General features: G+C 57.1%; 10 protein-coding genes. 5 read left to right on the forward strand and 5 right to left on the reverse strand.

What is annotated here, in order from left to right; translation table 11 throughout:
* Window positions 1–42: 42 nt before the first annotated feature.
* Entirely contained in the window at window positions 43–1,110 is a 1,068-nt protein-coding gene (locus tag QP891_RS07865) for a D-alanine--D-alanine ligase family protein (RefSeq protein ID WP_284770520.1), read from the reverse strand.
* A gap of 22 nt (window positions 1,111–1,132) precedes the next feature.
* Window positions 1,133–2,131 carry an NAD(P)H-dependent glycerol-3-phosphate dehydrogenase gene (locus QP891_RS07870; protein WP_284817024.1) on the reverse strand — a complete coding sequence of 333 codons (999 nt, stop codon included), beginning with the start codon at window positions 2,129–2,131 and terminating at the stop codon, window positions 1,133–1,135.
* Between the two features lie 150 nt (window positions 2,132–2,281).
* On the opposite strand from QP891_RS07870, the gene QP891_RS07875 reads away from it, so the two are divergent.
* A complete protein-coding gene (locus QP891_RS07875; protein WP_284770522.1) occupies window positions 2,282–3,280 on the forward strand; it encodes an NUDIX hydrolase in 999 nt (332 codons plus the stop codon).
* A gap of 29 nt (window positions 3,281–3,309) precedes the next feature.
* Here the strand turns inward: QP891_RS07875 and QP891_RS07880 are convergent, their stop codons facing one another.
* From QP891_RS07880 to leuC, 3 genes are all read right to left on the reverse strand, one after another.
* Entirely contained in the window at window positions 3,310–4,098 is a 789-nt protein-coding gene (locus QP891_RS07880; RefSeq protein WP_284817025.1) for a hypothetical protein, read from the reverse strand.
* A 138-nt stretch (window positions 4,099–4,236) separates the two neighbouring features.
* The gene (leuD, locus tag QP891_RS07885) at window positions 4,237–4,827 is read right to left on the reverse strand and encodes a 3-isopropylmalate dehydratase small subunit (protein ID WP_284770524.1); all 591 of its coding nucleotides are present in this window, start codon (window positions 4,825–4,827) and stop codon (window positions 4,237–4,239) included.
* Window positions 4,828–4,849: 22 nt separating this feature from the next.
* Entirely contained in the window at window positions 4,850–6,271 is a 1,422-nt protein-coding gene (leuC, locus tag QP891_RS07890) for a 3-isopropylmalate dehydratase large subunit (protein WP_284770525.1), read from the reverse strand.
* A gap of 52 nt (window positions 6,272–6,323) precedes the next feature.
* Between leuC and QP891_RS07895 the strand changes: the two genes are divergently transcribed.
* The 4 genes from QP891_RS07895 to QP891_RS07910 all read left to right on the forward strand — a co-directional run bounded on the left by QP891_RS07895 (window position 6,324) and on the right by QP891_RS07910 (window position 12,608).
* The gene (locus QP891_RS07895; RefSeq protein WP_284770526.1) at window positions 6,324–7,007 is read left to right on the forward strand and encodes an IclR family transcriptional regulator; all 684 of its coding nucleotides are present in this window, start codon (window positions 6,324–6,326) and stop codon (window positions 7,005–7,007) included.
* 215 nt (window positions 7,008–7,222) lie between these two features.
* A complete protein-coding gene (locus QP891_RS07900; protein WP_284770527.1) occupies window positions 7,223–7,516 on the forward strand; it encodes a hypothetical protein in 294 nt (97 codons plus the stop codon).
* Window positions 7,517–7,749: 233 nt separating this feature from the next.
* Window positions 7,750–10,422 (forward strand): YhgE/Pip domain-containing protein, encoded by a 2,673-nt coding sequence (locus tag QP891_RS07905; protein ID WP_284770528.1) that lies wholly within the window; start codon window positions 7,750–7,752, stop codon window positions 10,420–10,422.
* Window positions 10,419–12,608 carry a YhgE/Pip domain-containing protein gene (locus QP891_RS07910; RefSeq protein ID WP_284770529.1) on the forward strand — a complete coding sequence of 730 codons (2,190 nt, stop codon included), beginning with the start codon at window positions 10,419–10,421 and terminating at the stop codon, window positions 12,606–12,608. The genes QP891_RS07905 and QP891_RS07910 overlap by 4 nt, the downstream gene beginning before the upstream one ends.
* Window positions 12,609–12,810: the final 202 nt, after the last annotated feature.

Below are 12,810 nucleotides of genomic sequence, written 5' to 3' on the forward strand. Positions count from 1 at the left end.
ACCAGCGTGACTGCCGTACCGCGACGTTACGCGGTACGGGCTTTACGCGGTACGGACTTGGGCGCGGGCAATGAGGACCTCAAGCAGCGTGGGATAATCCACGCCAGAGGCCGCCAACACCTGCGGGTACATGGAAATCGGCGTAAATCCCGGCAGGGTGTTTACCTCATTGATGTACAGGCCTTCTTCGGTGACGAAGAAATCCACGCGGGACAGGCCTGCGCAGTTGAGCGCCCTAAAGGCCCGAATCGCCATTTCGCGCAATTGCGCCGTGAGTTCTTCTGGGAAAGGCGCGGGAATCTGGGCCGTGACCACGTTATCTAGGTACTTGGTCTCAAAACCATAGAAGCCCTCATCGGAATCATCTATGCCCTTGAGCAGGGCCGGCACTGAGGCAATCAGCTCGCCATCCGGGTATTGCAGGACGCCGACTTCCACCTCGCGGCCGACGATCTCTGGCTCGACCAAAATCTTGTCATCGTCTTCCAGGGCAATGCGTACAGCTTCTGGGAATTCTGCCCAGTCGCTCACCTTGGATACTCCAATTGAAGAGCCCCCGCGGGCGGGTTTGACGAAGACCGGCAGGCCGAGGCTGTCTTTTTCCTCTGCGGTTAATTCCGTTCGCCCTTGGACAATAACCTCTGGTGCCACTGGCAGGCCCGCTGCGGATAGAATCTTCTTAGTAAATTCCTTGTCCATTCCCACCGAGGACGCCAATACACCAGGGCCCACATAAGGGATGCCGGAGAGCTCAAAAAGCCCCTGCATGGTGCCGTCTTCGCCATAAGGTCCATGGAGAATAGGAAAGATAACGTCGACCTGGGCATACAGCGATCCATTACTAATCGTGCGGATTTCGCCCTTGCGCGAAGGATCCGCAGAAAGCGCCAATTCCGTGCCGCGCTTGACCTCAGGCATGACGCCATCGACGATTTCTAGCCCCTCGGTATCGCCCGGCGTCCACGTGCCCTCGCGCGTAATGCCGATGGGCACCACCTCGAATTTTTCCGGATCGAGGTGCTTCATAATTGCGCCTGCAGATACGCAGGACACGGAGTGCTCGGTACTGCGGCCACCGTAAAGGACGGCCACGCGGGTCTTTTCAGTCATGGGCGATAATTTTACCTTTCTGCTACTCCGACTTCTTGGAGCGACCCATAAGGGCGATAATCATATCGTCTACCGCCATTCCCTGATGGCACACACCGTAGACGACTTCCGTAATGGGCATCTCTACCCCAGCCTGCTGGGCCAAGCGGAAGATGGAATCCGAAGAAAACACACCCTCTGCCACTTGGCCATTGGTGGCCGCCTTCGCTTCTTCAAGGCTACCACCTTGACCGAGGCGATAACCGAAGGTTCTATTGCGCGAGAGCGTGGAGTTACACGTGGCCACCAAATCGCCCAAACCCGCCAAGCCGGAAAAAGTGAAAGGCTCCGCGCCCAATGCCGTGCCAAGGCGGGTAATTTCCGCTAGGCCGCGGGTGATCATCGTGGCCATGGTGTTATTGCCCAGCCCCTTGCCTGAGGCCATGCCGCAGGCCAAGGCGATGACGTTTTTGCAAGCACCACCGATTTCAGCGCCGATGACATCGGTATTTGTGTAGGGCCGCAAGTAGGGTGCGGCGATGGCCGCCTGTACTGCCTTGGCGCGCTCTTCGTCAGTGCAGGCGATGACCGTAGCCGCAACCTGCCCCTGCGCTACTTCTTTAGCCAGGTTGGGTCCAGAAAGCACCGCTACTCGCTGTGGGTCCACGCCTGCCGCGTCCACGATGACTTCACTCATGCGCTTTAGCGTGCTGGTCTCTACGCCCTTGGAAATGGAAACCAGCGTGGAATCCTCAGGCAATGCGGGCGCCCACCGTTCCACGTTGACGCGCAGAGACTGCGATGGCACGCCGAAGACCACGATATCCGCGCCGGAAAGCGCCTCTGCTTCGTCGTGTGTGGCGCGCAGCGCCGCGGGAAGGTGAATATCCGGCAAATAATCCGGGTTGGTGTGCGTTTTATTGATCGCGTCCGCCAATTCGGTCCGTCGCGCCCACAGGGTGACATCATTTCCTGCGTCCGCGAATACCTTGGCCAGGGTGGTGCCCCAGGAACCGGCACCCATCACCGCTACATTTACCATGGCTTCCTCCAAACGTTTTTCCTATTATTTCCACCTTAAGGCATTTTTCACTCTGGGCGTGGCAAGGATGCGGCAGGGATCTCCCGCGTGGAACAATGATCATGAGGTTAATGCCGATTTTTAACTCACCGAAGAAAGGCACGAAAAGCTATGCCGAGCGCGAAGAAGATGCACGAGACCGATAAAGATAAAAAGTCCGAAAAATTCATTTCCGGCCGGCACCAAGAAATTCCGGTGGATCCCGCCAAAGAATTTCCCCGCACTACCCTTGCCGCCGGCGCGGTAGTTTGGCGCGGCGACGCCGCGAACCCTGAAATCGCACTCATCCACCGCCCGCATTATGACGATTGGTCCCTGCCCAAGGGAAAGGTGGACCCGGGCGAATCGCTGCCTACTACCGCGGCGCGGGAGATCGAGGAAGAAACTGGCTTTCACGTGCGCTTGGGCAAGTTGATTGGCAAGGTCACCTACCCCGTGCAGGGGCGCACCAAGGTGGTCTATTACTGGGCGGCGTTCTACCTCAGCGGCACGTACACGCCCAATGATGAGACCGATGAGCTGCGCTGGGTTCCCATTGACCAGGCACAACAGCTTTTGTCTTATGACGTTGACGCCGACGTCGTCGCCAAGGCACAAAAGCGTTTGCAGTTGGCCCCCACAACGCGGGTATTGTATGTGCGCCACGCCCACGCCCATGACCGAAAGAAGTGGGAGGGCGATGACAACCTGCGGCCTTTGGATAAGAAGGGCCGCCGCCAAGCAGAAATGCTCGTGCCCATGCTGGCAGCCTTCCATCCCACCGCGATCTATTCCGCTCGCCCGCATCGGTGCCAGCAAACCGCCGCGCCGCTTGCCGATGAACTGGGTAAAGACATTGCCATTAATAAAGACTTTGGCGACGAGGCGTGGGAAAAGAACCCGGCGGCCGCCAAGAAGGCTTTCCGCCGCGTTGTAGAAGACGGCGGGGTGCCGGTCATTATCAGCCAAGGACAAACCATCCCCGGCATCATCGAGGATTTAGCGCCGCAATTCCTCAAGAAGCCGCAGGACGAATTGAAGTTTAAAAAGGCCTCGGTGTGGGTCTTGTCCTTCAATAACGGTGAATTAACCGGCGCCGATTATCTTCCCAGCCCCCTGCCGGTGCGCTAGATAGCTTGAGCCGCGCGAGCCCCTAGCCCTTAGCCGCGCATGCCGAGATTGCGGCGCACGAAAAGGATAGGGGCTAAGGCCATGAGCCCCGGCAGCACGACGAAGCCCACCACGGTTGAGCCTAGCGCCATGTGGAGAATGATGAGCGCGATACCGACCAGCAAGGTGGTACCGATGTTCCTCTTTGCGATCTCCGTGGAAAGCTTAAAGCAGGCCCCTAGGCCTAAATCAGGGCGTGCTGCCTTGACGGCTGGGACCCACCACCAGAAGAACAGGGCGAAAAGTCCGGGAATTACCAGCAGAACGAAGCCGATGCCGATGACCACGCTGGTGACGAGGTAAGCCAGCATGATGCCGCCCATGCCTTTGAACGTGAAGAAATCCCCGAACATCAAATCCTGGCCATTGACCTGCTTATTAGCGGCTTGGCACCAGATTGCAGTTGCCCACAGACAGACAATTAACAAAGCTACTACCGCGAGGGCGAGTAATAGCAGGCCCAGTACGCCGAGGGAACCGTCCAAGGCGGCTCCCTCGGCCGACGCCTCGATGGAAATGGAGCCGCCACCGGCGGCAAAGACTACGGCGATGATGAGGTATGCAACAAAAAGGACGACCACCTGCACGAGTGGGGCAAAAAGCCACTGCGCCCAATTGCGGCCGAAATAGCGAAAACTATCGCCAAAAATGCTGACGGCATCGATGCCGCCTGTAGCGGATGGCTCACTAAAATTCCCTGGTTGCCCACCTGAGTAGGGCTGTTGGGAGTAGTGATTGTATCCATCATGGTCGCGTGACCCAGAATAAGGCGAAGTCATACCTCAGAGCATAATGGATAAACCCGGCTTTACGCTTTCGCCGCTGATATTTGTCACTCGTCCATTGCCCCACCGCTACCCCAGTTCACGGGTGCGGTGGTGTGCGCCCCCGCCAAAGTGTGGGGCGCACCTGCTGGATTATTCCGCGTGCACCGCGGGCTTGAAGCTGGCGCGAGAGTTCTCGAAACTCGTGATGGCCTCTTCATTGCGCAAGGTGATGCCGATGTCATCGAGGCCTTCCATCAGGCGCCAGCGCGTGTAGTCATCGATATCGAATGAGTAGGTGTTTTCACCAACCTGGACGGTGCGCGCCTCCAGATCGACCGTGACTTGGGTTTCCCCGGCTTCCAACTGCTTCCAAATAAGCTCGATGTCTTCTTGTTCCATCAGCCCAGTAAGCAGACCAGACTTTCCTGAGTTGCCGCGGAAGATATCCGCAAAGCGGGAGGAGAAGACAGCCTTGAAGCCGTATTCGCGCAAGGCCCAAACTGCGTGCTCTCGGGAGGAACCGGTACCGAAGTCGCGGCCGGCAAAGAGGACGGAGCCTTCTTTGAACTGCTCTTGGTTAAGTACGAAGGTGGAATCAGAGCGCCAGTTGGAAAACAGGCCTTCCGCAAAGCCTGTGCGCTTGACCGATTTGAGGTAGCGCGCGGGAATGATTTGGTCCGTATCCACGTTGGACGCCCGCAGCGGGACTCCCGTGCCGGTATGGGTGATAAATTTCTCCATTATTTCAACCTTTCTCGCGTGCTTATTTCAGGTCAGCCGGGCTGGACAGGTATCCAGTGACGGCGGTAGCGGCGGCAACCTGTGGGGAAACGAGGTGGGTTCGCCCACCAGGGCCCTGTCGGCCTTCAAAGTTACGGTTAGATGTGGACGCAGACCGCTCCCCTGGCTTCAGTTGGTCAGGGTTCATGCCCAGGCACATGGAACAACCCGCCGTGCGCCACTCTGCACCGAATTCCTGGAAAATCTGGTCAAGGCCCTCCTTTTCTGCATCAGCCTTGACCACCGCGGAGGAAGGAACCACGATCATGCGCGTATTGGCGTCGATGGTGCGGCCCTTGACCACCTCAGCTGCGGCGCGCAGGTCCTCGATGCGGGCATTGGTGCACGATCCTACGAAGACGGTGTCGATCTTGATATCGCGCAGTGGGGTTCCTGGTTGCAGGTCCATGTACTCCAAGGCTTTTTTCACCGTGGCCTTGGAATTATCATCGCCGCAGTCTTCCGGATCCGGTACGGTTTCGCCCAGCGGCAAGCCTTGGCCCGGGTTCGTTCCCCACGTGACGAATGGTGTCAGGGCTGATCCGTCGATTTCTACGACGCGATCGAATTCGGCGCCATCGTCAGTAGGCAGCGTCTTCCAGTAATCCACCGCTTTATCCCAGTCGGCGCCCTTTGGGGCGAACTCGCGACCCTTGACGTACTCAAACGTCGTTTCATCGGGTGCGACCATACCGGCACGCGCACCGGCCTCGATGGACATATTGCAGATGGTCATGCGGGCTTCCATGGACATCTTGCGGATAGCTTCACCGCGATATTCGATGATGTAGCCCTGGCCGCCGCCGGTGCCAATCTTGGCGATGATGGCCAGAATAAGGTCCTTTGCGGAGACGCCTTCCTGCAATTCGCCGGTGACTTCGATGGCCATCGTCTTAAATGGCTTCAAAGATAGCGTCTGGGTGGCCATGACGTGCTCTACCTCCGAGGTACCAATGCCCATGGCAATGGAGCCGAATGCACCGTGGGTCGAGGTATGCGAATCGCCGCACACAATAGTCATGCCGGGCTGGGTAATGCCCAGCTGTGGGCCAACGGTGTGCACGATGCCTTGCTGCTCATCACCCATTGAGTGCAACCGCACGCCAAATTCTTCGCAGTTCTTGCGCAGGGTAGAAACCTGGGTGCGCGATACCTCATCTTTAATCTCTAAGAGGTTGCCGGATTTAATACCCTCCGTCGGCACGTTGTGGTCCTCGGTGGCCAGGTGCAATTCTGGGTGTCGCATTGTGCGACCTTGCAAGCGCAGCCCATCGAAGGCCTGCGGGCTCGTAACTTCGTGCAAAAGTTGAAAGTCAATATAGATAAGGTCTGGTGCGCCCGCGTCGCCCTGCTGGACAACGTGGTCACGCCATACTTTTTCTGCCAAGGTCAGCTTCTGGTTCATAAACATCACTCCACACTTGAAATCTCATAATTTGGGACGTAGATTTCATTATATGGGAGAGTATAGCGCAGTTTCCGGCATTAAGGTACTAGATCGTGCAATGGCCATCATGATGGCCGCGGCAAACCATCCATCGACCCTTAATGAGTTATGTGAAACCACGGGACTACCTCGAGCAACGACACACAGGCTAGCCACCGCGTTAGAGGCACACCGCATCCTCGTGCGTACCCCTGAAGGAAAGTGGAAGGCCGGTCCCGCGCTTCCCGGCAACCGCGATCACATCTTAGAAGTCGCAGGCCCCATCATGGACCAACTCCTCAACCGTACCGGTGAGTCCATTCAGCTCTATGAATTCACGGGAACCACCCGCACCTGCATTGCCACCCGCGAGCCCAAGTCCGGCCTACACAACGTGGTTCCGGTGGGGAGACAGCTACCACTAACCTCCGGCTCTGCAGCACGCATCATCGCCGGCTTCGTAGACTTCCCCCTCGACGCCGCGCAATTCAGCTCCGCCGATGTAGAAGCCGCCCGCCGCCAAGGCTATGCAGAATCCATCGAAGAACGCGAAGCGGGCCTAGCCTCCATTTCCGCTCCCGTCTTCGATTCTTCCGGCGTTTTTCGCGCAGCGTTATCCATCTCCGGTTCCGCTGAGCGGTTCCGCCCCTCGCCCGCCAAGAAATACGCCCACCTGCTCACCTCCGCCGCCCAAGAACTTTCAGAGCTGCTCTAACTTCCCCAACTCCCCACCAATGCCCTGGACCTCCCACCGGCTCAGGGCTTTAATCGCGTCTTACCCCTGTATACCCAACCCCGCCGTGGCCTATTGAAAAATATCGAAAATTTCCGGCACGCTATTGAAACCGAACTGAAAACATGATTTAATGAAAACAGAGTGAAAACGAGAAGGTCACTCCTTGACCTAAGGCACAGAAAGGATTCATGATTATGACTCACGCTACCCACACTGAACACGAGCACACCCACGGCGAAGGCTGCGGCCACGTCGCTTTCCCGCACGAGGATCACACCGACTTCGTACACGATGGCCACATCCACCGCGAGCACGAAGGCCACTGGGACGAGTGCGAGACCAACGAGCACATTGAGGCCGAAACGCACAGCGACCACACCCACGGCGAGGGTTGCGGCCACGTTGCTGTCCCTCACGGCGACCACGTTGACTACATCCACGACGGTCACCGCCACGCCGCTCACGGTGACCACTACGACGAGCACTAAGCCTCGCCAGTAAGCGCCCTGCAGCGCCCTAACGCCGCGATAATCCACCGCTATGATGCATAGATTATCGCGGCGCTTTTCTATGCAATGGACCGGCGTGAGTTAACCTTTTATTAACCCTAGCCACATTCCTGTGCGGTGCGCGATGGCCCAGGGGTGACGAAGCTGTCAATTTCACGGAAACTGCCTGCTTGACTATTAGTTAACACCGTTTCGGTGCTACGGTCTTTCGAGTGATTACTAGTTGGAAGCTTTTTCTCCAAGACTTCGTCCGCCTGTGGCGGACGCCGCAAGTCTGGGTAATTCTCATCGGATTGATGGTTACCCCTGCCTTATATTCTTGGGTCAACGTCTCCGGTTTTTGGGATCCTTACGGCAATACCGAGCACCTCAAGGTAGCCGTGGTGAACGAGGACAAGGGTGCCTCGTCAGATCTCACCGGCGATATTGACGTCGGCGGGCAGATGATGGAAAAGCTGCACAACAACGACAAGCTCGGCTGGCAGTTTATGGACCGCGGCGAAGCCGAGCACGCCGTGAAATCCGGCGATGTTTTTGCATCCATCATCGTGCCGGAGGATTTTTCTTCCGACTTTGTCAGCCTGTTCCAAGGCACGTACTCTCAGCCCACCTTGGAGTATCAGGTCAATGAAAAAATCAATGCCATCGCCCCCAAGGTCACTGACACTGGTTCTTCTACCCTCGAAACCACGATTAGCGCAACCTTTAATGAAAACGTCGCGAAATCGGTTTCCACCGAGTTGAGAAACTCTGGCGGCGACCTCAGCGATAGGATCAATAGCACCGCGGGCAATACCGCGAATTCCTTCTCAGAGACCGCCGATACTGTGGCTAATTCGCGCAATTCCTTGGCGGATGTCAACGCCACTATCGATGATGCTCGTCCCACCATCGCACAGGCGCGCACGGCGCTAGGCTCCGTGCAGACCACGATTGATGACGCGCAGCAGGCCTTAAATCAGGTCACCTCCTTGACCGACGAGGTGCAAAAGGAAGTTACTTCCTTCGCCGACGATGCCACCGCCGCCTATATCCAAGGCACGACTGCGCTTGCCGATGGCACCGCAAACGCCAATGCCAATATCGGTTCTGTCACCGGCCGGTTAAACGGCGCTCTCAACCGCGTCGATGCCGCCACCGACGGCGCCCAAGGCATCCTTGGTCAGGCTGATAAAGCCATCGACCAATTAGCCGGTGTCGCTGCCCTGCCAGCCCTTCCCCCAGAGATATCGCAGCAGATCAACCAGTCGGTTTCTGATCTGCGTGACCGCAACAATCAAAACCGCGCGGTATTAGGAGAGCTGGATTCCCTTAATAGCGATACCAACGCCACCCTTGATTCGCTGAATAAGACCTCGGAATTGCTCGATTCCATGGCCTCCCAGGCCCGCGATGATTCCCACGGACTGCGCGATGACGTGGCCAACGGCCTACCTAAGCTGAATTCTGCACTTTCTAATGTCTCCGCTACTGCTGGGCGCCTATCTGCCTCCCTCAACAGCCAAAAGGCTCTGGTTGGGCAAACGGACGGGCTTCTCGGGGGCGTCGACGGGCAGTTGACCCACGCCCAAGAAGTGGTAAAGCGCTTCTCGGTTGATCTGGATCGCGTTGAGGAAGGTCTTCGTTCCGCACGCACCGATGTTATTGCCTTGAGCAACACAGCCAATAACAACACCGTGCTGAAGTCCGTCAACGGTCTTGATACAGACCACGTGTCTTCCTTCCTCTCCTCGCCCGCAGAGATGGAAAGCCATGCAGTATTCCCTGTCACGCACTACGGCTCCGGCATGTCCTCGCTGTTTATCAACCTCACGCTGTGGATCGGTGCCTTCATGCTCCTGATCATTTTCCGCGCCGAGGTTGACCCGCAGGGCCGCCGGGATCTAACCATCAATAAGGCGTACTTCTCGCGCTTCTTGCTCCTCGGCTTTTTCGCCATTGCGCAGGCACTTATCGTTTCCATCGGTAACTTAGTCATCGGCGTTGAGCACGTCAGCGCCACCGCTTATGTCCTTACCTCTGTATTTATCAGCCTGTGCTACCTCAGCATTACCTATGGCCTCGTCTCAACATTCGGCCACGTGGGCCGCGGCATAGCGGTGGTCTTGGCCTTCATTCAGATTCCCGGGGCATCGGGCCTGTACCCCATCGAGATGACGCCGGACTTCTTCCGCGCCGTCCATCCCTTCTTGCCCTTTACTTACGGCATCGATGCCATGCGCGAGACGGTGGGCGGATTCTACGGCACCCATTACATCCGCGATATCGCCGCGCTGACTGGCATGGCGGTTGTTGCCTACCTCGTGGGCACTCTCTTAAGGCGCGGGTTGTCCAACGTCACCATGCTGGTCAATGACGAGCTGGCCAAGGGCGGGCTCGTTATCAACGAGCAGGTCCACCTGATTGGCAGCCGCTACCGCTTCACCGATCTTCTGTATGCCTCCGCGGACCGCGAGGGATACCAAAAGAGCTTGGATACCAAGTGGATGACCGCTCGGAAGAATTATTCTCAGTTGATGAAGCTCACGATCGCCATCGGAGTAGCCTTGGTGCTCGCGCTCGTGATTTGCTCCCGATTCATGCCGGACCAGAAGGCGATCCTTTTCGGCATTGCGTGCCTCGTTGCGCTGATTGCGGTCGCGGTCATTTGTTCGCTGGAATACGTAAAACAAAGTATTGCGCACGATAACCGCCTGGCGGATCTCAGCGATGAAGAAATCCAGCAGCACCTAGAGCATCAACGCCAAAACCCCAATCAGTATCGGCTAGAAGATGTCCAGTCAGATAAGCACGCGGAAATATCTTCTACCCCACAATCGCAGGGCGATACCACAGATAAGCCCGCCGTCGACGGCGAAGAATCCGGAAAGGGAGATAAGTCATGAACAATATCCTGACCATTCTCCGCGATGACCTCAAGGCCATCCGTGGCAACGTAATGACCGCCGTCATCATTTTCGGCCTCGCCATTATCCCGCTGCTATTTACCACCTTTAACGTGCTCGCCAGCTGGGACCCATTTGCCAATACCAAACAACTCAAAATCGCCGTCGCCAGTGAGGATGAGGGTCACCAAAGCGACCTTGCTTCGCTCAAGCTCAATTTAGGCGATGAAGTTTTATCCCAGCTCAGCCGCAACGACGAAATCAACTGGGTTCTTACCAATAGCGATGATGCCGTAGAGGGCACCAAGTCCGGTGAGTACTACGCTGGCATCGTCTTGCCCAAGGATTTCAGCTCCAACCTCCTCACCTTCTACGTGGAAGGCACCGAGCCAAGCAAACTTAATCTCTATACCAATGAGAAGAAGAACGCGCTGTCGACCACGATTACTCAACGCAGCGCTACCGGTGTGATTGAGAAGATCGACGAGTCCTTCACCCGCGTTGTGTCCAATGTGGGCCTTGGCGTCATTTCCTCGCTGGACCAGTACCTTGATGAGGGCGATACCCAGGCCGCGCTCAATAACGTTCACAACCGAGTCAATACCGTACAGTCGCGCCTCGATGCAGCCTCTGGCACGGTCATGGCGCTGAGTAACCTGGTAGATTCCACCATTCCGCTCACCCAGGCAGCCAATAATATCCTGAATGAAGCGGGAAACCAGGCTTCCAGCACGACCAATGACAACGGCGAGTCACCCATCGATATCCTAAAGTCCACGCTGGATGAGTCCACTGGTTCCTTGGATGCGTCCCTTGCCGCGACGACGCAGAGCTACGAGGTCCTATCCTCACAAATCGAGGAATTGCTGAACAATGCTAGCGCCACCTCCGCGCAGACCGCCCAAACCTTCCGCACTGCCGCGGACCGCGTGGGACAGCAGACCGCAGCCTTCCAGGGCGTAAAGGACAGTATCCAGAAGGAAGCCGATAAGGTCGATCTTCCAGGCCCTGTAGCGGCAGGTTATGCGGCCGTGATGGGGCAGCTGGATGCCAGCATCGCCCAGAGCAATGCGTTGCACGATTCTTTGACTTCTACGGCCGATAACATCGAAAACGGCGGGAATTCCCAGGAGTCCAAGCAACAAACGCAAGCTGCGATTGCCAGCGCCAAGCAGGCAGTCGAAAACGCCCGCAACTCCTATAACTCCAATCTGAAGCCACAACTAGCGGCTCTGGGAGATAGCGTGGGCACGGTTGCCAACGATGTTGATGCGGTCAAGCACGATATCGCAGGCATCCGCAATACCATCTCTAATGACAACGATGCCCTCGTGCGGGCGCGCGATCTAACCGCAAGTCTATCCGGTACCTTGCAGCATCAGGCGGGTCGCTTTGGCGAACTCAGCCAAAAGATCGATGAGATCCGCGACGGCGGTGACCTAAGTCAGCTCGCCGATCTCATTGGCGATGACCCCGAGCTTCTGGCCTCTCGGATCGCTTCGCCGGTCAATGTGGACCGCCAGCCCATCTACGATGTTGCTTCTTTCGGTGTTGGTATGACGCCGTTCTACCTCACGCTTTCGCTGTGGGTAGGCGCCCTGCTCGCCTGCGTGCTGGTGCACACCAACGCCGAGCGCAAGTACTTGAAGAAGAACGAAGAGCTCGACAAGAAGGATCACTTCACTAGGAACCAAGTCTTCTTGGGCCGCTTCCTTACCTTTGGTCTCATCGGCATCGCCCAAGCCACCTTCGCCGTCCTCAGCCTGATTTTCTTCGTGGAGATCGAGCCCGAGCACCCATTCATGATGCTCTTTGCCTCGTGGATAATCTCACTGGTGTTTATGTTGATAATATATTCACTGGTTATCACATTCGATAGCGCGGGCAAGGCCCTCGCGGTTCTGCTCTTGGTTATCCAAGTCTCCGGTTCTGGCGGCGCCTATCCCCTGCCGCTTCTTCCGGAGTGGTTCCAAAATGTCAGTCCGTGGCTGCCGGCCACCTACGGCATCGACGCGTTCCGCAGCGCCATCGCCGGCATTTATGAGGCCGACATCCTCCGAGAGCTCGGCATGCTCCTCCTCTTCGCCATCCCGGCGCTTATCCTCGGCCTGTTCTTGCGCCCCGCCATGGATAACTATCACAAGCGCCTCCAGAAGGCGATTAAGAAGACGAAGGTCATGGCATAGCCTTCCCCACCTTCAAACAACGCCCAGTGCAGCCTGAGAGGCTCTCTGGGCGTTCTTTTTGTAGTGACAGGCCCATCCCCCCTTCCCTTGGCGCTCACGGGGAGCACAACCCAGCCCCATTCCCGTTGACCCCGTGAGCGCAAAGGGCGGGCTGCAGCTACAGCAGGCGCTTTCCGATGCCTCCCTCGCTGCGCCGCACTTT

The sequence above is a fragment of the Corynebacterium sp. MSK310 genome (genome assembly GCF_030227355.1).
GTDB classification, from domain to species: Bacteria; Actinomycetota; Actinomycetes; order Mycobacteriales; family Mycobacteriaceae; genus Corynebacterium; species Corynebacterium rhinophilum.